The organism is Marinomonas pontica, from assembly GCF_026191375.1.
GTDB lineage: Bacteria > Pseudomonadota > Gammaproteobacteria > Pseudomonadales > Marinomonadaceae > Marinomonas > Marinomonas pontica.
The window spans coordinates 1-21797 of record NZ_JAODTL010000039.1; the positions used below are offsets into that span (position 1 = coordinate 1).

Here is a 21797-nt window from a genome sequence, read left to right on the forward strand (position 1 = left end):
CGGTCATCAACACCGTCGCCGAGGGCAGTCCCACGAGGATAAGCATCCCACAAGGGGATAAGCATCCCACAAGGGGATAAATACATAGGGCGCTTTATAACAGACAAGCATGTGAAAATAGATCATCATCAAGCTTTATATTTAGAAAGCCCTGATAGGTTATCCTGTCAGGGCTTTTTGTTCTTTTGATCAATCAAAATGCGCCTGGCTGAAAATGGCGAATTCACTTTAAGAGGCTAAAAGCTTGTTATGGAGTTTCGTTCTTTACTCTGGTTAAGGCAATGTAGTTGATAATTTTATGTCACTCTTTTTGAAGTTTATGTAAAACTATCGTTGACCTTATGGTGTTAAGCAGACTACAATCAAGTTCGTTTAAAAGAGTTGGCAATATTTATGTCCAGAGTTGCGAATAGTACGTTAGTATGTTCGGTCCTGTTAAGTCATAAGTAATACCGAGTTTTTTTAGCACTATAACGTGGATGATTAACATTCACGTATAAATTAACTTAACCTACAGGATAAACAGACATGTCTGACGTAGTAACTGGTACAGTAAAATTTTTCAACGAAACTAAAGGTTTCGGTTTCATCACTCAAGATTCAGGTCCTGACGTTTTCGTTCATTTCTCTGCAATCAACACTTCTGGCTTCAAAACTTTGGCTGAAGGCCAAAAAGTTGAATTCCAAGTAGCTCAAGGCAAAAAAGGCCCAGAAGCTCAAAACGTTACTCCTCTTTAATTAAGAGAGAACGTTGCTGAGGATTTACTCAGCTTTGCGAATGCTAAAAAGCGACTTTTATAGTCGCTTTTTTTGTTTTTAAATATTGCTAAAGCTATGTCCAAAATCGATTTTTATCGGTTAGCTATGTGTTGATTGATGAGTATTTTTATAAAAGGGGGATTCTCATGGGGGCTAAGTCATTGCAAGAACAGCTACTTGGTGTTGGGCTTGTCGATAAAAAGAAAGTGAAAAAACTAAAGGCAGAAGCGCTTCAACATAAGCAGAAAGTAAAAAAAGGTAAGGCTACAGCAGCAGACGACAGCGAACGTCAACAGCAACTGAAGTTACAGCGAGAAGAAAAAATAGAAAAAGACCGTATCTTAAATTTAGAGCGTCAAAACCTTCTAAAGGAAAAAGCGATACGGGGGCAAATTCGGCAAATGATAGAACAGAACCGAGTTAAGAAAGAAGACGGGGATATTGCTTATCACTTTACTGATGAGAAGAAAGTTAAAAAACTCTATGTCAGTCAGGCTATGCACAATGATTTAAGTTACGGCCGTTTAGCAATTGCTAAACTGGATTTAGCGTATGAATTCATTCCAGAACCTGTGGCGGTAAAAATAAGCGAACGAGACCCTTCGTATGTGCTTGTATGTAATAACAGGACAGAAAGCATAGAGGACGATCCTTATGCTGATTTTCAAATTCCTGATGATTTGATGTGGTAACACTTTTTTGAACGGAGAGGGTAAAGCTCCCTCTCAGTTTTCCGATCGTAAGGTATGACTTTTTCCATCAATTGTCTTTTTTTATCGTTTATTCCAGTAATAGTTGACTATAAATTTTCATTTGGCGTGCATTTTCTTGCTTACTTCAGGTAAAGCATGCACATTTATCCCTTCTGCCTGCCTTTAATTATTTATTAACATATTGATTTATATATATTATTTTTATTCTTAGAGATATTTCGAGTTTTCAATTTATTCTTATTTTCTGGTTTTTTTCAAATAAAAAGCACACATAGCGGATACTTTATGCAAGTATCTAGCATATGATTGTTAAATATTTAAAAATGTTTAGATTAATTGTCTGTTGCTTGCACATATCAAGCGCCTACAAGAAAGCTAAATATTAAAAGGGAAACGAGAATGAAAAAATCGATTATTGCTATTGCGGTATCAAGTGCTGCGCTTGCGTCTGTATCCGTTCATGCTGCTGAAGGTTCTACCGTCGATGTATACGGTAACATCCAATATGCATATACAGACAATGACGCTGGTTCTGACTTTGAAGACAACGGTTCTACTATTGGTTTTAAAGGCGAAACTACAATTAATGATGATTTAACGGCTTTCTTCAAATATGAACTTGAAGCAGATGCTGATCAAAAGTCTGGTGATGTAGCTGTTGGCCTTGACCAAGCCTTTGTTGGTTTGAAAGGTAACTTTGGTAAAGTGCAAGTAGGTACTTTTGATAGCATCTACAACAATGCTATCCAAGATTCTGTTGATCAGTTTGAAAACCTAGGTTTTTCTTCTAATAAGACAACAACTGAGGGCGACACTATTGCTTACTTCTCTCCTTCAATGAATGGTCTAGAGATTCAAGCATCTGCTCAAGTTAAAGGAACTGATAATGCTAACGACGGTACTGCTGTAACACTTGTAGGTAAATACAGTGTTGATGCTTTGACTGTTGCACTTGGTTACGACTCTCTTGAAAACGATCAAACTGACGATGAGAACACAATCGGTCTGAATGTCGGTTACCAAGTGATGCCTGCTCTGAACTTGAGCGCAAAATTTGAAACGACTAAAGACACTCAAGATGCTTTCGGTCTAGCTGCTCGTTACGCCTACGGTGCTGGTGATATTTATGCTTCGGCGCAAGTTATCTCTCCAGATGCTGGTGATGATTACAACGAGTTTGGTGCAGGTGTTACTTATAGCCTAGCGTCAAATGTTTATGTATACGGTGAAGTAGCTAGCATTGAAACTAGCTCTACTGCTGATGCAGACACTCAAACAGCTGTTGGTGTTTACTACGGTTTCTAAGATCCTCTCCTAGAAGATTTTATTTACTCTAAGGCTCCCTAGCTTTTAATAAGGTGGGAGCCTTATGTTAAGCAAGATCATTCAAGGTTCCATATTTCTTCTCTTGTAGGCAGATTGTTGGAACATTTTGGCACCAGATGGCAGCATCTGGTGCTTTTTTTATGCCTATCGACGGGTCATGCAAAGCTAATAAGTACTTGATTGTTATTTGATCAACCCGTTAAACTGATTATTTGACATGGGTTGGCGGGCTTTTATGCTTAACATGGATTTTTCTCAAAGAGTACTCGTTGAGACAGATAAAATTGATTGGGTAGCCAGCCCAATGCCTGGAGTATATCGTAAACTTTTAGCAAGAGAAGATGCTGAACGAGGGCATGCAACAAGTATCGTTCACTATCAAGCTGGTTCTATTTTTCGGCCACATCCGCACCCTTTAGGGGAGGAAATTTTGGTTTTAGACGGCACTTTTTCCGATGAGAAAGGCGACTTTAATGCCGGAAGTTATTTTAGAAACCCTCCTGGAAGTAGTCATGCACCTTTTAGTGTTAAGGGGTGCCTATTATTGGTAAAGCTTCATCAATTCCAAATTTCCGATATAAATCAAGTTTCCATAACTACGCCGGATATTTGGGGATCAAAAAGTACCGAATTATTGCCGTTATACGAACATTTAGATGAACGTGTATGGCTCGTTCGTATTCAAAATAGTGAGCATGTTTTAAATCAATTAGACTTGGGCTCGTCAGTTGAGGTATTTGTTATTTCAGGGCGGGCAGAATACGCTGATATGTCTTTAAAATCTGGAGATTGGCTGCGAGTCCCCAACTTTTTATTGGATGATTGGAGCGTAGAGTCTGACTGCTTTCTATGGATAAAATCAGGCCACTTCTAAGGCTTTTTTCATTATAGGTTGGGGTTTTTGTGGAATATATTGTACCAGAGCAAAAAAAAGTAGTTCTACCTGTCGTAAATAGCGATAAATTATTTCCAGTTGGCCGTGTATATTGCGTTGGACGTAATTATGCAGAACACTCAAAAGAAATGGGTGATGACCCAGAAAGAGACCCGCCATTTTTTTTCGCTAAAGACGCTTCCTGTGTTGTGCCCGTTTGTTTTTCAAGCTGTATCTCTATTCAGTATCCTATGGCATCTAATCAATTTGAATATGAAGTTGAGCTTGTTGTTGCTATCACTCAAGGCGGTCGAAATTTAACACTAGAGCAAGCCGGTGACTCCATTTTAGGTTATGCCGTCGGTTTGGATATGACTAGACGTGATCTTCAGGCACAAGCAAAGAAAAAGGGACGGCCTTGGGAAGTCGGCAAAGCATTTGATGAGTCTGCTCCAATAAGTCCAATCGTTCTAAAAAACGATGCGCTTATGGATCAGATTGTAAACGCTGAAATAGGATTACAAGTGAATGGTTTAACTAAACAGTTAAGCCATATTTCTAAGCTAACTTGGTCGATCGAAGAAGTGATTTGTAAGCTATCTGATGTATTTGAATTAAGACCTGGAGATTTAATTATGACAGGGACGCCAGAAAATGTTGGTGCTGTCATGGCGGGAGATGAAATGACAGCATGGGTGGAGCACTTAGGAGAAATCCGAGTAAATGTTACTGATTAAACTCGTCGAATTTCGATTGTAATGTCGATGTTAAAGGGTGTTTTATTTCATTAAGTAGATAAATGGCTACTTCGACCGTGCAGAGGCCAAAGGCTTTTTGGTTTCTGCGCTTATTGTAGACGGATTTTAAACCGCAGATTTCATAGTGACCAAATTTTTTTAGATATGGTGATTTGTTGTACATTTTTTGGGCTTGTTGCCATGTGCCATCAATGATGATGATATTTTGAACAGTAGCTAGGCTTTTATCACAAGATGTGATTTCTGCTTCGTTGTTTGAATAAACGAGTAAAGTGTTATTAGGGTCTAAATCTAATATTCTTTGGTCTGGAGCGACTCTTGACCATTCGACTATTTTGCAAGCCATACCTAGAGTGTCTTTTACTATTTTTCCTGTGCCAGTTGATTTTTTGAGCTCTTCAGTATGTGTTAATAACCATATATTCATTTAGTAGAGCCTTATCTTAATTCTAAAAGACTTACGTATTGTACTGATAATATTAATTAATGGAATAAAAGCGTTTTGGTCACCCGTAATAGTTAGAGCGCAAAAAGTTATAATCAAACGCTTAATTTGTTATTTTGTTATTTAATGCTTGTATCTGTCATGTGATTGTAATAATTTGTTTAGCAGACAGAGAGCAAATGGATTTGCCTATGCCTCCAGGATGGAGGCTCTGTCGCTTTCTAGGAAGACCCCGTGCTGCAAGGATGCAGCGGAAAAACGCAATTCTATTCTTACTTCTTAGCCCAACTTAGTATTCGCTTTAAATTTAGCTCAAAGCATTCTAACTAAGCCTTAAATGCTTTTGATATTCTAGTATTTACGAGACTTCTGTTAATCAAAAATTTATCCAAACAAGCTCAATGAAGCCAATACCTGAAACTAATGCCTGATCGAATGGCTATTCTGGATACGTCAAATGACGTATAGGGCTAAGTCATTTCGCGCATACCTTTCCGACGGTGATTTTTTAATACTGGCTCTACGGATTTGAGGTTTTCTAAAAACCTCATCTGAAGACTCAAAAATATTATAAATCACAATAGGACGGCTCCAACTATGAAAATCAAAACGCTTACATCTGCGATTGTGCTCTCTGGTGCAACGCTTATTGCGCTTCCTTCGCTGGCAGCAGACACAATCAAGGTCGGTGTGTTGCATTCCTTGTCTGGCACCATGGCGATTTCTGAAACCACGCTAAAAGATACTGTCTTGATGATGGTGGATGAGCAAAACAAAAAGGGTGGTTTGTTAGGTAAGAAGATCGAAGCTGTGGTGGTTGACCCAGCATCAAACTGGCCATTGTTTGCAGAAAAAGGTCGCGAATTATTAACCAAAGACAAAGTGGATGTGATTTTTGGTAGTTGGACATCGGTTTCTCGTAAATCGGTGTTGCCAGTATTGGAAGAGTTGAACGGTTTGATGTTCTACCCAGTTCAGTACGAAGGCGAAGAGTCGTCTAAAAACGTGTTTTACACTGGGGCTGCGCCAAACCAGCAGGCGATTCCTGCGGTGGATTATTTGATGAACGATCTTGGTGTAGAGCGTTTTGTGCTAGCCGGAACGGATTACGTTTATCCACGTACCACCAACAAAATTCTTGAAGCCTACCTCAAAGGCAAAGGCGTTGCTGCAAAAGACATCATGATCAACTACACGCCATTCGGTCATTCTGATTGGCAGTCTATTGTGTCCGACATCAAAAAATTCGGTAGCGAAGGCAAAAAAACCGCGGTGGTTTCTACCATCAATGGTGATGCCAATGTGCCTTTCTACAAAGAATTGGGTAACCAAGGTATTTCTTCTGAAGACATCCCCGTGGTGGCTTTCTCTGTGGGTGAAGAAGAACTTTCTGGTTTAGATACGAAACCATTGGTTGGTCATTTGGCTGCTTGGAACTACTTCCAAAGTGTAGAAACGCCTGAAAACGAAGCCTTTATCAAGGCTTGGCATGCATACACCAAGAATCCTGACCGTGTTACCAATGACCCAATGGAAGCGACTTACATCGGTTTCAAAATGTGGGCAAACGCGGTAACGAAAGCGGGCACAACGGATGTAGATGCGGTTGAGCAAGCCATGATCGGCCAAGAAACGCCAAACCTAACGGGCGGTATTGCAGTGATGAACAAAAACCATCACTTGAGCAAGCCTGTACTGATTGGCGAGATCCAAGACGACGGTCAATTTGAAGTGGTTTGGGAAACGGATGGTGTGGTAGCGGGTGATGCTTGGTCTGACTTCTTACCAGGTTCTAAAGACCTGATTTCAGATTGGACGGCGCCAATCAAGTGCGGTAACTACAACACCAAAACGAAGACATGTTCTGGTCAGAATTATTAATTTGACCCACTCCCAGGGGTAACCTCGACTCTCTGTCTAGCAGGCTCATAAGCGAGTTAGCCAGAGAGTTATTTTTTACCTTCGAGCAAGCTTCTGATTTCTTTCTTAGCGTTGTGTTTCTGAATGCTAGCGTAATAAACCTACGACACTTGGAGTATGACCTTGAGACGTATCACCTTGAGACATTGTATTGCGCTTTGTTGCTGTCTTTTTGGGCTGTTTTCCCTTACTACTCATGCGGCTGAATCGGCATCTTTAGATCCTTTGCTCGCCGAGTTAGGCGAGGCTAAGATCAAAGATATGGAGCCTATTCTTGTTCGAATAGAAGCAGTGTCCGATGAAAGCATTCTGCCGCTATTACGCACTTTATTAAACGGTAATCTGTACTATAACGAGGCCGAAAAAAAGGTCATTGGTCAATTCGAAAGCAACGGCGAAACCTATTATAAAGACGTTTTCACCGACGAGATTAATGCCGGAATAGATAAACGCGATGTGGATAAAATTCGTGTAAATAACAAGTTGCGTGGCTATTTGCGTAATGCCATCGCTCGTATTCAATTGACGTCCAAGTCGCCAAGCGTGCGTGAAAATGCCGTGCGTGAATTACTGTCCAAATTAGATGACAGTACGGTCGCCACGTTAGAAAGCCTGTACCCGTTCGAAATAAACAAAAAAGTAAAAGACGCCATGGGATTGGCGCTTGCGATGAACACCGCATCGCAAGCAAGTTTGGCACCGTCTAACCGTATTGCGGCCATTGAAAAATTGTCTACCAGTTTAGAGAGCGATGTTCGCAACCTGTTGATGCAGCTAACCCGTGATGACAATGCGGCGGTGGTGGACGCGGCCAATGTGGCGTTGGGTAAAATCGAAGAACGAGTGAATCGTTTTGCTTTTGTTGATCAGTTGTTTTTTGGTTTGAGCCTTGGCTCTGTGTTGTTGCTGGCATCTATCGGTTTGGCTATTACCTTTGGTGTGATGGGCGTTATCAATATGGCCCACGGCGAGATGATCATGCTCGGCGCTTACACCACCTATGTAGTGCAGTTGATCATGCCGAATTACATCGATTATTCCATTTGGGTGGCGATTCCTGCGGCCTTCTTGGTGTCCGGTTTGATGGGCGTATTGATTGAGCGATTGGTTATTTGTCGTTTGCATGGCCGACCATTAGAAACCTTGCTCGCCACCTTTGGTATCAGTCTGATCTTACAGCAATTGGTACGGACGATTTTCTCACCACTTAACCGTCAAGTATCCACGCCTAGCTGGATGAGCGGTTCTTGGGAAATTAATCCTGTTTTATCGCTGACGTTAAACCGTTTATACATTTTGGCCTTTGCCTTGTTAGTCTTCATCGTCTTGGTGTTTGTGTTGAAGAAAACCTCTTTGGGTCTAAACGTTCGTGCCGTATCGCAAAATCGTAATATGGCAAAAGCCATGGGGGTGAAAACCAATTGGGTCGATGCGATGACCTTTGGTTTGGGGTCTGGTATCGCTGGCATTGCCGGTGTGGCGTTAAGTCAGTTGACCAATGTTGGGCCAAATTTGGGTCAGTCTTACATTATCGATTCCTTCATGGTGGTGGTGTTTGGTGGTGTGGGTAACTTGCTTGGCACCTTGGTAGCGGCCTTTACCTTGGGTATCGCGACGAAATTTCTTGAACCAACCACGGGGGCGGTTCTCGCAGCAATTCTGGTGTTGGTGTTTATTATTCTCTTTATTCAAAAACGTCCTAAAGGACTCTTTCCACAAAAAGGGAGGGCGGCAGAATGACACGTCTTACAGCTTGGTTTTCTGAAGGGCGCTCGACGGGCAAACACACTTTGCCATTTGTGGTGATTTTATTGAGTGTGACTATTTTGGCCTCGGCGGCGAATCTATTGTTACCTGCCGATTCTATCTTCTATGTCAGCACTTACACCATCACCTTGTTGGGTAAGTATTTGTGCTACGCCATGTTGGCGTTGGCAGTGGATATTATCTGGGGTTATTGCGGTATTTTGAGTTTAGGTCACGGGGCATTTTTCGCCTTGGGCGGTTACGCGATGGGCATGTATTTGATGCGTCAAATCGGTGATCGCGGGGTTTATGGAAATCCTTTGTTGCCTGACTTCATGGTGTTTTTGGATTGGAAAGAATTGCCTTGGTTTTGGTTGGGCATGGATCAGTTTTGGTTCGCCATGTTAATGGCAGTGCTGGTGCCTGGCTTGTTGGCTTTTGTGTTTGGTTGGTTGGCGTTCCGTTCTCGCGTGACTGGCGTTTATCTTTCCATCATGACGCAAGCCTTAACTTATGCCTTGTTGCTGGCTTTCTTCCGCAACGAAATGGGCTTTGGCGGCAACAATGGTCTGACCGATTTTAAAGAAATTCTTGGCTTTAGTTTGCAAGCGGATAGCACGCGGGTTGCCTTGTTCTTGATTACCGCGATTCTACTGGCGGTGATCTTTGTAGTCAGCCAAAAGATCTTGTCCTCTCGACTTGGCAAGGTGGTGTTGGCGATTCGTGATTCAGAATCTCGTTCACGCTTTATCGGTTATCGCACCGATAGATATAAGGTGTGGTTGTTTGTCTATTCCGCTGTCATTGCGGGTATTGCAGGCGCTTTGTATGTGCCGCAAGTGGGCATTATCAACCCAGGTGAATTTTCCCCGATTAACTCTATCGAGATGGTGATCTGGGTTGCGGTTGGTGGTCGTGGCACCTTGATTGGCGCTGTTATTGGAGCCTTGTTAGTGAACTACGCGAAAACTCGTTTTACCGCAATTATGCCAGACGCTTGGTTGTTTGCTTTGGGTGCCATGTTTGTACTGGTGACTTTGTATTTACCAAAAGGCTTGATGGGTTTGTATGGGCAATTAAAAGCCAAGCGAAATACCGTTACGAATAAGGAGTCACAAGCATGAGCACGTTAGATAGCACCCGTGAATTCTTCCGTCGAGATCAGGTGTGGCCGTTTCTAGCACCAGAGCAGGCCGCCGTAAACGTCGATAACCAAATGATTCTTTACGTGGAAGATTTGAACCTGAGCTTCGATGGTTTCAAGGCATTAAATAATCTGAATTTGTATATTAACGATGGCGAATTACGTTGTTTGATCGGTGCCAATGGTGCGGGAAAAACCACCTTGATGGACGTGATTACCGGTAAGACTCAGTGCGATTCAGGCACGGTGTTCTTTGGACAAAACCACAACTTATTGGACAAAGACGAAGCCGAAATTGCTCAGCTTGGCATAGGTCGTAAATTCCAAAAGCCAACCGTGTTTGAAGAGCAAACCGTGTTCGACAATTTAGAGTTATCTCTTAAAACCGATAAGCGTGTATTGCCGACCTTGTTTTCACGTTTAACTCCCACGCAAATTGATCGCATTGATGAGGTATTAAAAACCATTGGTTTGGCTAAGCATAGATTCATGCTGGCGGGGGCTTTGTCTCATGGTCAAAAGCAATGGTTAGAAATCGGCATGTTGCTCGCGGCCGATCCAAGGCTGTTATTGATCGATGAACCTGTGGCGGGCATGACAGCACAAGAAACCGAACGTACGGCGGAGTTACTCACGTCTTTGGCGGGAGAGCGAACCGTGATTGTGGTCGAACACGACATGGAGTTTGTGCGCAGTATCGCGCGCACGGTAACGGTATTGCATCAAGGTTCTGTGTTGGCCGAAGGCACCATGGATCAGATTCAAAGTAACAAAGACGTGATTGAAGTCTATCTTGGAGAAGAGGCAGCTGGCGAAGAAGCCGCACAAACAGAAGCAGGAGCCACAGCATGATTTCAATTAACAAGGTTGATCAACTTTACGGCGGCACGCAGATTCTTTGGGGCTTGAATTTAGAGATAGTACCCGGTTCGATCACTTGCATCATGGGTCGAAACGGCGTGGGTAAAACCACCTTGCTAAAAGCCATCATGGGTTTGTTGCCGATCAAAAGTGGTGAGATCACCATGGAAGGTGAAACCCTAAACAAGCAAAGTGCCGAAAAGCGCGCTTATTCGGGCATTGGTTATGTTCCTCAAGGCCGAGACATTTTTCCCATGCTGACCGTGGAAGAAAATCTGCGCATTGGTTTGCCTGTGCGAGGCAAGCGAACTAAGGACTCGCCGAAAGACATCCCTGAGAAAATCTTCGAACTTTTTCCAGTACTGAAAGACATGTTGCATCGTCGCGGTGGTGATTTATCCGGTGGTCAACAACAGCAACTTGCCATTGGCCGGGCATTGGTATTAGAGCCAAAAGTCTTGATCTTGGACGAGCCAAACGAAGGCATTCAACCCAACATAGTGAAGCAAATTGGCGACGTGATTTTAAAGCTGAACGCAGAAGAAGGTTTGACCGTTATCTTGGTTGAGCAAAAGCTCGGCTTCGCTCGTCGCGTGGGTAAAGAGTTTCGTTTGATGGAAAAAGGACGCATTGTGGCAGCGGATAAAATGGAAAACCTTAATGACTCGCTAATAAAACAGTATTTGGCGGTGTGATTTTTGCATTAGGTGGAATCAGCAGCCACGCGAAAGACGCTTATAGGGCATCCATGAATAATAAACATAATTTTGCTTTGGCAGAACAATACGACCCAAAGCCGTTGCCAGAAACAAACATGTCAGTGACGGGGGAAGCTTCACACTGGCATGCGTTTCTGACCTTAGGCTTTGGTAAAACCACTCGCGGTACCGTGTTGAAAACCTGTGATCACAAAGGGCCTTTGTACGTGCAGAAGCCTTTTTATCCTGAAGGTCGAGACACGGCGCACGTGTATTTATTGCATCCACCGGGCGGTTTGGTATCGGGTGATCGCCTCACGATTACGGCGAACTTAGCCGAAAATACACACGTTTTAATCACTACGCCGGGTGCTGGTCGTGTTTATCGTGCTCGTAAAGACAAAACCCTACAACATCAAATTACTCAGTTAAATGTCGCTGAAAACAGCTTAATGGAATGGTTACCACAAGAAACCATCCTCTATCCGAATGCTCATACTCGCCTTGAAAACTGCATCGATCTTGCTGATAGCGCGAAGTTCATCGGCTGGGAAATCACTTGCTTTGGCTTGCCAGCGAATAAAGAAGATTTTGGCGAAGGCCACGCAGAGCAAGGCTTTCAGATTCGTCAGAATGGTCGTCTTAAAGTGTGTGAACGTTTGGTGATAGATGATAGTAGCCGAACGGTTTTCGCGGCCAAAGCTGGGCTAGCTGGCAATCCCATTAATGGTTTGATGATTGCTGGCCCCTTTGACCTGACCCACGCTTCTCATTCAGCGAGCCATGATGAACTGATCGACTCCCTACGAAAACATTGCGCGCAACATAACTCAGTGAGTGGCGTAAGTTTGGTTGGCGAGTACATTTTCGTGCGCAGTCTTCATCATGATTCCGAACAAGTGAAGCAGCTATTTATTCAGTGTTGGCGAGAAATTCGTCCCGCATTAATCAACAAAGAATCCAATGAACCGAGAATCTGGTCGACCTAAAAAAAGCGCGGCTGACCTAAAAGGGTGCGCACGCTCTTTTTTGGTTCAACGAAAATAATCATAAAGATAAGTAACGGAGCATAAAAATGGAACTTCTTCCCAGAGAAAAAGACAAGCTGCTTGTATTTACTGCCGCCTTGCTTGCCGAACGTCGTTTAAATCGCGGCCTTAAATTGAATTATCCCGAAGCCATGGCGTACATCACTATGGAAATTATTGAGGGTGCTCGCGATGGTAAAACCGTGGCGGAGTTAATGGCTTATGGCAAAACGGTATTAAGCGCGGAACAAGTGATGGATGGCGTGGTGGAATTGATCCATGAAGTACAAGTTGAAGCCACATTCCCAGATGGGACGAAACTTGTCACCGTTCATAATCCTATAAATTAGGGAAGGAGAAGTCTCATGATTCCAGGTGAAATTCAGGTAGCCGTAGGAGACATTGAACTCAATGTAGGCCGTAAGACGGTGAAGATTCGTGTCGAAAATACCGGTGATCGTCCTGTACAAATTGGCTCCCATTATCATTTTTATGAAGTGAATCCTGCCTTGTCTTTTAATCGCGCAGTGACCAAAGGCTTTCGTTTGAATATCGCATCTGGCACGGCGGTGCGTTTTGAACCCGGCCAAGGCCGTGAAGTAGAGCTGGTCGAATATGCTGGCACGAAAACCATTTACGGCTTCCGTGGCGACGTCATGGGCACATTGGTAGGAGCAGAATAATGGCGACGATGGACAGACAAAGTTACGCGCAGATGTTCGGTCCGGACTAGGGGCGACCGTGTGCGTTTAGGCGACACTGACATTTGGATTCAGGTGGAAAAAGATTTTACTGTCTATGGCGACGAAGTGAAATTCGGCGGCGGCAAGGTTATCCGCGACGGCATGGGGCAAAGCCAAGTGACCAATGACGTAGCCGTGGATTTAGTGATTACCAATGCCTTGGTGTTAGATCATTGGGGCATAGTAAAAGGCGATGTTGGCATCAAAGCAGGCCGCATTTTTAAAGTCGGCAAAGCGGGCAACCCAGATGTGCAAGATAACGTCGATATTGTGGTTGGACCGGGCACCGAAGTGATCGCTGGGGAAGGTTCTATTTTGACCGCTGGTGGCATCGATGCGCACATTCATTTTATTTGCCCGCAACAAATTGAAGAGGCTTTGACTTCTGGCGTCACCACCATGATTGGCGGCGGTACTGGCCCAGCAACGGGAACCAAGGCGACCACTTGTACGCCTGGGCCTTGGTATCTTGGCAAGATGTTACAAGCCACCGACAGCATGCCGATGAATTTGGGCTTTTTGGGCAAAGGTAACGCCAGTCTGCCAGAAGCCCTAGAAGAGCAGCTAGAAGCGGGCGCTTGTGGTCTGAAATTGCACGAAGATTGGGGAACCACGCCAGCGTCGATTGATTGTTGTTTGAGTGTCGCGGAAAAATACGACGTACAAGTGGCGATTCACACCGACACCTTGAATGAATCGGGCTTTGTCGATAGCACCATTGATGCTTTTAAAGATCGTGTCATTCACACTTATCACACCGAAGGCGCAGGTGGCGGTCACGCTCCTGATATTATTCAAGCTTGTTCCTAACCCAAATGTTTTACCTTCTTCAACCAATCCCACTCGTCCTTATACTCGCAACACAGTCGATGAGCATTTAGACATGCTGATGGTGTGTCACCATTTGGACAGCAATATTCCAGAAGACGTGGCGTTTGCCGATTCACGTATTCGCAAAGAAACCATTGCCGCGGAAGACATTCTTCACGACCGTGGTGCGTTCAGTATGATTTCGTCTGATTCCCAAGCTATGGGTCGAGTAGGCGAAGTCGTGACTCGTACATGGCAAACGGCTCACAAGATGAAGCAGCAGTTTGGCTTATTGCCAGAAGACCAAGAGCTTGGTGCGGATAATTTCCGCGCCCGTCGTTACATTGCAAAGTACACCATTAACCCAGCGATTGCCCATGGTATTAGCCATGAAGTGGGCTCGATTGAGCCAGGAAAAATGGCGGATTTAGTTTTATGGAAACCCGCTTTTTTTGCGGTGAAGCCTTCGATGATCATCAAAGGCGGCATGATTGCCAGCGCGCCAATGGGCGACCCCAATGCCTCTATTCCGACGCCACAGCCAGTGCATTATCGTCCTATGTTTGGTTCATTCGGCAAAGCCGCAGCGGCGACGTCTGTGACCTTTGTTTCTAAGGCGGCGCTGAATAATGGCTTGAAGGAAAGTCTTGGTTTGGATCGAACTTTGGTAGCGTGCAAAAACACACGCAATATTTCCAAGCTCGACATGATTCACAACGATTGGCTCCCAAATATTACTGTCGATCCGCAAACCTATGAAGTGCGTGCGGATGGGGAATTATTAACCTGTGAGCCTGCGGAGAGGTTACCTCTCGCACAACTTTATACGCTTTTTTAGGCGCGCTTTTTAGGACGGTACTATGCTAGATATTTACGAAAGATTAGGTACACATTGCCATGATCCTGTTTACACCACTGTGACGTTAACCCATGAACAGCGTGACCGCGGACGTTTAAAACTTATGGGCGATAACAACGAAGAAGTTCGTGTTTTTCTTGAGCGTGGTAAGCCCTTGTTAGTGGGTGAATTTTTAAAGTCCGAATGCGGCAAGATAGTTCAAGTGACAGGCGCAGTAGAAGACGTCGCCCATGCGAGCTGTGAAGATTGGGAAGCTTTTTCCAAAGCCTGTTACCACTTGGGCAACCGTCACACCAAAATCCAAATTGGCGAACGCTGGTTGCGTATTAAACCTGATCACGTTTTAGAAGACATGTTGCACATGCTTGGTTTGATTGTTACCCACGAAGAAGCGGTGTTTGTCCCAGAATCTGGAGCTTATAGTCATGGGCACAGTCACCACTAACATTGCCACCACTGACATCAGCTTATTGCGGCTTTTGCAATTAAGCAGTGTGGGTTTGCCAGTGGGCGGCTTTGCCTTTTCACAAGGCATGGAATATGCCATCGACCATGGCTGGGTGAAAAATAAAGCGGAAGTGTCCGCTTGGATCGGTTTGCAACTACAACAGTCTGTAGCGCGGGTCGATTTGCCCGTCTTGCAGCGTTGCATGGCAGCAGCTAAACAACAGGATACTGAACGCTTAATCGAACTAAATGATTTGATTCTTGCGTGCCGAGAAACCAAAGAACTGCGTTTAAACGACACTGCCATGGGTGAAGCTTTGTTTCGCTTGTTGGGTAGCTTGCAAATAGACACACCATTTAAGCGTTTAGATGAAATGAGTTTTGTCACCTTGTTTGCCATTGCCGCGAGCCATTGGAGTTTGAAACCTGATCTTGCATCGTTGGGTTTTGCTTGGTCTTGGTTAGAAAATCAAATCGCCGCCGCGACCAAATTGGTTCCCCTTGGGCAAACTCAAGCACAAGAGTTGTTAGGTGAATTACAGACAGACATTCGACAGGCCATTGCCATGTCGTTAACCATTGAAGAAGACCGCATTGGCGCTGGGTTACCTGCCATCGCCATTGCCAGTGCTCAGCATGAAACACAATATTCGCGGCTGTTTCGCTCTTAATTCCCTCCCCTTGTGTCTTTGAAGGGGAGGGCTAGGGTGGGGTTCTAGGGCTTTTGACCCCCTCCCAACCTCCCCCTTGACAGGGGGAGGAGCTAAGGGTTTTTGTATTTATTCCCTCCCCTTGGCAGGGGGAGGAACTAAGGGCTTTTGTATTTACTCCCTCCCCTTATGAAGGGGAGGGCTAGGGTGGGGTTCTAGGGCTTTTTGCCCCCCTCCCAACCTCCCCCTTGGCAGGGGAAGGGGCTAAGAACAGCAGAGAATGAATTATTTAGATAAGAACAAGGAACCCAGTATGAAAAAACAAACGTTACGAATTGGTGTGGGCGGTCCGGTTGGATCAGGTAAAACCGCGTTGTTGCGTTCTTTGTGTAGTGCGATGCGTGACCATTACAACATTGCCGTGGTCACCAATGATATTTACACCCAAGAAGATGCGAAGTTCTTAACCCAACATGAAGCTTTGGACGCAGATCGTATTATTGGTGTTGAAACCGGTGGTTGTCCTCACACTGCGATTCGTGAAGACGCGTCGATGAACTTGGCAGCGATAGATCAATTGCTAGTGCGTCATGGCGAGTTGGATGTGGTGTTTGTGGAAAGTGGTGGCGACAACTTAAGTGCGACTTTTAGTCCAGAGTTATCCGATTTTACCATTTATGTGATCGATGTCTCCGCTGGTGACAAAATTCCACGAAAAGGTGGCCCTGGTATTACCAAGTCCGAATTGTTGATTATTAATAAAACCGACTTGGCGCCTTTGGTTGGCGCGTCTTTGGATGTGATGGCACACGACGCCAAAATTCAACGGGGTGATCGTCCGTTTATTTTTTCTAATCTTAAAAAAGCTCAAGGTTTGGATGAGATTATTCAAACTATTGTGTCGGAAGGGATGTTGGAAGCAAAAGAGTTACCAGCAGCGAGAGCTGTCGTTTAAAGGACTACTACACTCGTTACGTCGTTTAGTTCAGATTGATGAAGTATTAGGAGAAAGATTATGAACTCACTGAAAAAAATTATATTGAACACAAAAGGTTTGTTGGTAGCGGCTTCGGTATTAGCGTCAGGTTCTGTATTTGCTCATCCGGGGCACGAACACGCGTCTAGTTTTATGACGGGCTTTTCTCACCCTATGGGTGGTTTGGATCATCTTTTGGCCATGGTGGCGATTGGTCTTTGGGCGGCGAGTATTGGTGGTCGCGCTTTGTGGGCAATCCCCGTCGCGTTTGTTATGACGATGATCCTTGGTGGTGGTTTGGCTGTAGCTGGTATGTCAGTACCATTTGTTGAACAAGGTATTTTACTGTCTGTGATTGTTCTTGGTGCTTTGGTGTTGTTTGCTAAACGTTTGCCAATCTTAGTTTGTGTAGCGATTGCAGGGGCTTTTGCGCTTTTTCATGGTGCGGCACATGGAATGGAAATGCCGTTAACGGCGAATGGTTTGCAATATGCGCTAGGTTTTGCGGTAGCAACAGCAGGCTTGCATGTTGTTGGATTGGGGTTAGGACAAATGATGACGACAATCGGCACGTCTTCTTTTGCAACACGGATTAGCGGTTTTGTTATTTCGTTAACGGGTTTGGTGCTTGCTTTTGCCTAACTCACTTTTGTCTTGTAAGCCAGGGAGCGACACTCTAATACCTAAGTCTGAGATGTTATGACCGCGGCACAAAAGATCTTTAAAGTGCGACGCCACTATAACAAGTGGGTTGCTGACCAAACGATGGAAGATTACGCGTTACGCTATACTTCCAAGCAAGGTCATACCATGAGCATCGAGCGTGTCGGTCATACGGCGCTCGGTGCTACCGCGTTTTTAGCTTTAGAGGGATTGGCCGCGGTTATTACACTGGCGTATGGGTTTACCAATGCCGTAGCGGCCATTCTCACGGTATTGGCGGTGTTTTTCATTACTGGCTTTCCCATTGCTTATTATTCTGCCAAGCATGGCTTGGATATAGATTTACTGACTCGAGGAGCGGGTTTTGGCTATCTTGGGTCGACGATAACCTCACTGATTTACGCCACATTCACATTTATCTTTTTTGCTATCGAAGCAGCGATTTTAGCCTCGGCGTTGGAAGTTCTGTTGGGCATTCCGTTGGCCTTGGGTTATGCGCTTTCGGCTATCTTTGTGATTCCTATCGTAACGCACGGTATTCGTGCTATCAGTCGTTTTCAAAATGGCAGCCAGTGGATTTGGTTGGTGTTGCAAGTTGCTGCGATTGGGGTGGTAGTGACTCAGGAGTACCAAAACTTCGAAGGTTGGACGCAATACGCGCCAGCGGAATTACCACAAAGTACGCATTTTGATTGGGTGTTGTTCGGAGCTGCTGCATCTGTATTGTTTGCTTTGATGGCGCAAATCGGCGAGCAGGTCGATTATTTACGTTTTTTTCCCGTTAAGACCAAGCAAAACCGCCGACGCTGGTGGTTTTGGTTGATTTTAGCAGGCCCAGGTTGGGTGTTTATTGGGGCGATCAAAATGCTGTTAGGCTCATTTTTGGCCTATTTAGCGATTTCTGATGGTGCTAGTGTGGTTCAAGCGACAGACCCTACTTATTTGTATCAGCGCATCTTTTTCTTTTTGACTACCTCCCCGACTACGGCCTTGTTGTTGGCTGCGGTGTTTGTGTTTATCTGTCAGATGAAAATCAATTTAACCAATGCCTATGCAGGCTCCATTGCGTGGTCTAATTTCTTTTCGCGCTTAACTCATTCCCATCCGGGGCGTGTGGTTTGGTTGGTGTTTAACGTGACCATTGCGTTATTGCTGATGGAGTTAGGAATTTACCAAGCTTTGGGCGCGATTCTAGGCGTGTTTGCAATAGCCGCCGTGAGTTGGTTGGGAAGTTTATCTGCGGACTTGTTGATTAATAAACCCTTGGGACTAAGCCCTAACTATGTGGAGTTTAAACGGGCGCATTTGTATGACATAAACCCAGTGGGAACAGGCTCTATGTTGATTGCCACATCATTGGGGTTGGTGAGTTATTTAGGTGTCTTTGGGGAAGTGGCAAAAAGTTTGTGTCACTTTATTTCGCTGGGCTCGTGTTTTGTCTTTGTGCCACTGATCGCATGGCTCACCAAGGGTAAGTATTACTTAGCACGCCAAAGTCCCGAACTGATTCCAATAATAGCGTTAGCAAAGCAGCAGAAGCCGAAATATGTCACTTTGACCTGTGGGATTTGTGAAAATGTTTTTGAAACGGAAGACATGAGTTTTTGCTCGGCTTATATGCAGCCGATTTGTTCTTTGTGTTGTTCTTTGGATGTGCGCTGTTTAGACAGTTGCAAGCCACAAGCGAGCATTGGTCAGCAGAGTGATTATTTCTTAAAACTGTTTTTGCCCAAAGGTTGGGTGAAAGCTTTGAGTTCGCGCTTTGGCCGTTTTACGTCGTTATTATTGGTGATCAATATTATCAACGCTGCGCTGATGATGTTGATTTACCGGCAAATGGCGCCCAGTTCTCTGAATGAAGAAGCTTTACTGAAAGAGACTATGTTGGCGCTGTTTTTTACTTTGTTGATTGTTTCTGGTGTCTTGTCTTGGTTGTTTGTGCTTGCCCATGAAAGTCGTGTGGTGGCGCAGAAAGAATCGAATCGGCAAACTCGAAAATTGATTCGCGAGATTGATGCTCACCAAGAGACTGACCGTGCTTTACAGCATGCCAAAGAGCAAGCTGAGCGGGCAAATGAAGCGAAAAGTCGTTACCTCACTGGTATTAGCCATGAATTACGCACACCGCTGCAATCTATTATTGGCTATGCGCAGCTTTTGTCAGAGAAAGCCAATACGCCCTCGGGACACCAGAACGGCTTGGATATTATCCATCGCAGTGGTTTGTATTTGGCGGATTTGATCGAAGGTTTATTGGATATTTCGAAGATCGAAGCGGGACGTTTTGACTTGTATCGCAACACGGTAGATCTGCCCAAGTTAATCGACCAGCTTAACAGTATGTTTGCTATGCAAGCGCGTGATAAAGGCATTCAATTACAGTCGAAAATTCTGGCACCTTTGCCTCAGCATGTGGTGACAGATGAAAAACGCTTGCGACAAATTTTGATTAATTTGCTATCTAATGCGGTGAAATACACGCCGAAAGGTTCGGTTTTCTTTGAAGTGAATTATCGTAACCAAGTCGCCGAGTTTGTGATTCGAGACACGGGTGTTGGCATTAAAGAAGGCCATTTAAAGCGAATTTTTGATCCTTTCGAGCGAGTTCGTGACGTCAGTACGGGCAATCTTCCTGGCACAGGTTTGGGGTTGACCATAGTGAAGTTGCTCACGGAGATTATGGGCGGTGATTTGCAGGCTCATTCTGTAGTCGGTGAAGGCAGTGAGTTTCGTGTCAGTCTGCTGTTGCCTTGGGTGAGTCAAGGAGATAGCGCCACTTATGAATACAAGCGTATTGTGAGTTATCAAGGTTATCAACGCACTTTAATGGTGGTGGACGATGATCCTGTGGTGCGTGGTTTGTTGTCGGATATTCTTGTGCCACTTGGCTTTCATGTTTTGGAAGCTTCCGATGCCGAAAACTGTTTGGATGAGCTGGAGTCCTGTTCGCCAGATTTGTTTGTATTAGATGTGTCTATGCCGGGAATGGATGGTTTGAGCTTGGCGAAGTTACTTCGTGATCGTGCTTATAGTGTGCCGATAATCATGTTGTCTGCTGACGCCAAAGAAAACCAACGCAAGCCAGATGAGCAAGCCGCTTTTAATCAATATTTAGTCAAACCGGTGAACAACAGTGCCTTGTTGGATGCCATCAAACATTGGCTCGTATTGGAATGGGTCTATCAAGAAAGCGACGTCGATGTTACTGCGCCTAGGCTTGTAGAAAAGTTCGCTGACAGCAAGGAAGAGCACGAGCAAAATCGGCTAGAAGAGCAACAAATTGCCGCCATTCCAGACCATGAAAGTGTGCGTGAATTGATGGCGTTTGCGGAGATGGGTTACAAAAAAGGCGTACGCGGTGTGCTCGATCAGTTGGCAAAAAGTGAGGTAATTACCGTGAGCCATTTACAGCAATTGGAAAGTTTCTATCAAAGTTTTCAATTCGACGGCATTGTCCAATATTTAAAACAGCATACTTGTGAAAGTCGTGATGTGAGTGAGAAATCTAATGATGAATCCAAGTAATAAAAGTGACATTGTTTTAGTGGTCGACGATTCGCCTGATGCCTTGAGCCTGATTCATGACACCTTGGAAGCGGCGAATATGGAAGTACTTGTCGCTCTTGAAGGTAAGCAAGCGCTCACTATTGCGCGACGGATTCGACCTGACATTATTTTGCTCGATGCCATCATGCCGCACATGGATGGCTTTGAAATGTGTCGGGCGTTAAAAAGCCGATCAAAGCCTAGCATCGATACCGGTTATTTTTATGACAGGGTTGAGTGATACGGATGACATTGTGCGAGGGTTAGAAGCCGGTGGCGTGGATTACCTTACCAAGCCAATCCAGCCCAATGAACTGATTGCTCGAATGCGAGTGCATTTGTCGAATGCTCGCTTGAGCAACAACGCGCAATCGGCGCTCGACAGCATGGGGCAGTATTTAATGACCACGACCTACGCAGGGGACATTGCGTGGGCGACGCCACAAACCTATGCTCTGCTTGCTAAGGCGCGAGCAAGCAGTGAATGGCAACGAACGGAACTGGCCTTGCAAATACGCCTTTGGTTGGCTCATCAACCCGTGGTGGGCAATTTGTTGAAACTCAGTGGCTTGGACTACCCTTTGGCGCTGAAAATGATGGGAATGACTGAGCAAAAAGAAGTGCTGTTACGATTGGAAGATGGCGATAAACCGACGGGGCCAGCATTATTAAAGAAAGAGCTGGATCTAACTGACCGCGAGTCCGAAGTCTTGCATTGGATTGCCAATGGTAAAACCAATCGTGAAATTGCAGAAATCTTGGAGATGAGTCCACGAACGGTTAATAAGCATCTTGAGCAAATTTTTCCTAAGCTCGGTGTTGAAAATCGCG

19 protein-coding genes and 2 pseudogenes are annotated in these 21797 nt (G+C 44.7%); 20 read left to right on the top strand and 1 reads right to left on the bottom strand.

Annotation, left to right across the window (positions count from 1 at the left end):
* Window positions 1-528: 528 nt before the first annotated feature.
* The 5 genes from N5P32_RS09600 (at window position 529) to N5P32_RS09620 (ending at window position 4409) form a co-directional block, all read left to right on the top strand.
* Entirely contained in the window at window positions 529-738 is a 210-nt protein-coding gene (locus N5P32_RS09600; protein ID WP_024024079.1) for a cold-shock protein, read from the top strand.
* 167 nt (window positions 739-905) lie between these two features.
* On the top strand, window positions 906-1451 hold the full coding sequence (locus N5P32_RS09605; RefSeq protein WP_265728868.1) for a DUF2058 domain-containing protein: 546 nt from the start codon (window positions 906-908) through the stop codon (window positions 1449-1451).
* A 420-nt stretch (window positions 1452-1871) separates the two neighbouring features.
* The gene (locus N5P32_RS09610) at window positions 1872-2777 is read left to right on the top strand and encodes a porin (protein ID WP_265728869.1); all 906 of its coding nucleotides are present in this window, start codon (window positions 1872-1874) and stop codon (window positions 2775-2777) included.
* 256 nt (window positions 2778-3033) lie between these two features.
* Window positions 3034-3672: a cupin domain-containing protein gene (locus tag N5P32_RS09615; protein WP_265728870.1), complete on the top strand. Its 639-nt coding sequence runs from the start codon at window positions 3034-3036 to the stop codon at window positions 3670-3672.
* Between the two features lie 29 nt (window positions 3673-3701).
* Complete coding sequence (locus N5P32_RS09620; protein ID WP_265728871.1) at window positions 3702-4409, top strand: fumarylacetoacetate hydrolase family protein; 708 nt, start codon at window positions 3702-3704, stop codon at window positions 4407-4409.
* Here the strand turns inward: N5P32_RS09620 and N5P32_RS09625 are convergent.
* Window positions 4399-4857, bottom strand: a complete 459-nt coding sequence (locus tag N5P32_RS09625) for a tRNA-uridine aminocarboxypropyltransferase (RefSeq protein ID WP_265728872.1) — start codon at window positions 4855-4857, stop codon at window positions 4399-4401. The two genes, N5P32_RS09620 and N5P32_RS09625, sit on opposite strands and share 11 nt — an antisense overlap.
* Window positions 4858-5472: 615 nt before the next feature.
* On the opposite strand from N5P32_RS09625, the gene urtA reads away from it, so the two are divergent.
* The 15 genes and pseudogenes from urtA to N5P32_RS09705 all read left to right on the top strand — a co-directional run.
* On the top strand, window positions 5473-6756 hold the full coding sequence (urtA, locus tag N5P32_RS09630; RefSeq protein ID WP_265728873.1) for an urea ABC transporter substrate-binding protein: 1284 nt from the start codon (window positions 5473-5475) through the stop codon (window positions 6754-6756).
* A 156-nt stretch (window positions 6757-6912) separates the two neighbouring features.
* The gene (gene urtB / locus N5P32_RS09635; RefSeq protein WP_265728874.1) at window positions 6913-8535 is read left to right on the top strand and encodes an urea ABC transporter permease subunit UrtB; all 1623 of its coding nucleotides are present in this window, start codon (window positions 6913-6915) and stop codon (window positions 8533-8535) included.
* Window positions 8532-9665 carry an urea ABC transporter permease subunit UrtC gene (gene urtC / locus N5P32_RS09640; RefSeq protein WP_265728875.1) on the top strand — a complete coding sequence of 378 codons (1134 nt, stop codon included), beginning with the start codon at window positions 8532-8534 and terminating at the stop codon, window positions 9663-9665. Before urtB ends, urtC begins: the two co-directional genes overlap by 4 nt.
* Complete coding sequence (gene urtD / locus N5P32_RS09645) at window positions 9662-10537, top strand: urea ABC transporter ATP-binding protein UrtD (RefSeq protein WP_265728876.1); 876 nt, start codon at window positions 9662-9664, stop codon at window positions 10535-10537. The genes urtC and urtD overlap by 4 nt, the downstream gene beginning before the upstream one ends.
* The gene (gene urtE, locus N5P32_RS09650) at window positions 10534-11241 is read left to right on the top strand and encodes an urea ABC transporter ATP-binding subunit UrtE (protein WP_265728877.1); all 708 of its coding nucleotides are present in this window, start codon (window positions 10534-10536) and stop codon (window positions 11239-11241) included. Before urtD ends, urtE begins: the two co-directional genes overlap by 4 nt.
* A 53-nt stretch (window positions 11242-11294) precedes the next feature.
* Window positions 11295-12233, top strand: a complete 939-nt coding sequence (locus tag N5P32_RS09655; protein ID WP_265728878.1) for an urease accessory protein UreD — start codon at window positions 11295-11297, stop codon at window positions 12231-12233.
* Window positions 12234-12319: 86 nt separating this feature from the next.
* A complete protein-coding gene (locus N5P32_RS09660) occupies window positions 12320-12622 on the top strand; it encodes an urease subunit gamma (RefSeq protein WP_072840219.1) in 303 nt (100 codons plus the stop codon).
* 15 nt (window positions 12623-12637) lie between these two features.
* Window positions 12638-12955 (top strand): urease subunit beta, encoded by a 318-nt coding sequence (locus tag N5P32_RS09665; RefSeq protein ID WP_265728879.1) that lies wholly within the window; start codon window positions 12638-12640, stop codon window positions 12953-12955.
* Window positions 12955-14663, top strand: a pseudogene (gene ureC / locus N5P32_RS09670) (urease subunit alpha). The gene N5P32_RS09665 and the pseudogene ureC overlap by 1 nt, the downstream one beginning before the upstream one ends.
* Before the next feature lie 22 nt (window positions 14664-14685).
* A complete protein-coding gene (ureE, locus tag N5P32_RS09675; protein WP_265728880.1) occupies window positions 14686-15129 on the top strand; it encodes an urease accessory protein UreE in 444 nt (147 codons plus the stop codon).
* Complete coding sequence (locus N5P32_RS09680) at window positions 15110-15802, top strand: urease accessory protein UreF (RefSeq protein WP_265728881.1); 693 nt, start codon at window positions 15110-15112, stop codon at window positions 15800-15802. Before ureE ends, N5P32_RS09680 begins: the two co-directional genes overlap by 20 nt.
* A gap of 292 nt (window positions 15803-16094) precedes the next feature.
* Entirely contained in the window at window positions 16095-16736 is a 642-nt protein-coding gene (gene ureG, locus N5P32_RS09685; protein WP_265728882.1) for an urease accessory protein UreG, read from the top strand.
* 60 nt (window positions 16737-16796) lie between these two features.
* Window positions 16797-17399, top strand: coding sequence for a HupE/UreJ family protein (locus tag N5P32_RS09690; protein WP_265728883.1), 603 nt, complete (start codon window positions 16797-16799; stop codon window positions 17397-17399).
* A 57-nt stretch (window positions 17400-17456) separates the two neighbouring features.
* A complete protein-coding gene (locus N5P32_RS09695) occupies window positions 17457-20945 on the top strand; it encodes a hybrid sensor histidine kinase/response regulator (protein WP_265728884.1) in 3489 nt (1162 codons plus the stop codon).
* Window positions 20929-21797, top strand: a pseudogene (locus tag N5P32_RS09705) (response regulator); the annotation flags it as partial. The gene N5P32_RS09695 and the pseudogene N5P32_RS09705, both read left to right, overlap by 17 nt.

Bases quoted from the DNA above. Each gene is read 5' to 3' on its own strand.
- N5P32_RS09600 (WP_024024079.1), top strand. From the start codon at position 529: ATGTCTGACGTAGTAACTGGTACAGTAAAATTTTTCAACGAAACTAAA.
- N5P32_RS09605 (WP_265728868.1), top strand. From the start codon at position 906: ATGGGGGCTAAGTCATTGCAAGAACAGCTACTTGGTGTTGGGCTTGTC.
- N5P32_RS09610 (WP_265728869.1), top strand. From the start codon at position 1,872: ATGAAAAAATCGATTATTGCTATTGCGGTATCAAGTGCTGCGCTTGCG.
- N5P32_RS09615 (WP_265728870.1), top strand. From the start codon at position 3,034: ATGCTTAACATGGATTTTTCTCAAAGAGTACTCGTTGAGACAGATAAA.
- N5P32_RS09625 (WP_265728872.1), bottom strand. From the start codon at position 4,857: ATGAATATATGGTTATTAACACATACTGAAGAGCTCAAAAAATCAACT.
- urtA (WP_265728873.1), top strand. From the start codon at position 5,473: ATGAAAATCAAAACGCTTACATCTGCGATTGTGCTCTCTGGTGCAACG.
- urtB (WP_265728874.1), top strand. From the start codon at position 6,913: ATGACCTTGAGACGTATCACCTTGAGACATTGTATTGCGCTTTGTTGC.
- urtC (WP_265728875.1), top strand. From the start codon at position 8,532: ATGACACGTCTTACAGCTTGGTTTTCTGAAGGGCGCTCGACGGGCAAA.
- urtD (WP_265728876.1), top strand. From the start codon at position 9,662: ATGAGCACGTTAGATAGCACCCGTGAATTCTTCCGTCGAGATCAGGTG.
- urtE (WP_265728877.1), top strand. From the start codon at position 10,534: ATGATTTCAATTAACAAGGTTGATCAACTTTACGGCGGCACGCAGATT.
- N5P32_RS09655 (WP_265728878.1), top strand. From the start codon at position 11,295: ATGAATAATAAACATAATTTTGCTTTGGCAGAACAATACGACCCAAAG.
- N5P32_RS09660 (WP_072840219.1), top strand. From the start codon at position 12,320: ATGGAACTTCTTCCCAGAGAAAAAGACAAGCTGCTTGTATTTACTGCC.
- N5P32_RS09665 (WP_265728879.1), top strand. From the start codon at position 12,638: ATGATTCCAGGTGAAATTCAGGTAGCCGTAGGAGACATTGAACTCAAT.
- ureE (WP_265728880.1), top strand. From the start codon at position 14,686: ATGCTAGATATTTACGAAAGATTAGGTACACATTGCCATGATCCTGTT.
- N5P32_RS09680 (WP_265728881.1), top strand. From the start codon at position 15,110: ATGGGCACAGTCACCACTAACATTGCCACCACTGACATCAGCTTATTG.
- ureG (WP_265728882.1), top strand. From the start codon at position 16,095: ATGAAAAAACAAACGTTACGAATTGGTGTGGGCGGTCCGGTTGGATCA.
- N5P32_RS09690 (WP_265728883.1), top strand. From the start codon at position 16,797: ATGAACTCACTGAAAAAAATTATATTGAACACAAAAGGTTTGTTGGTA.
- N5P32_RS09695 (WP_265728884.1), top strand. From the start codon at position 17,457: ATGACCGCGGCACAAAAGATCTTTAAAGTGCGACGCCACTATAACAAG.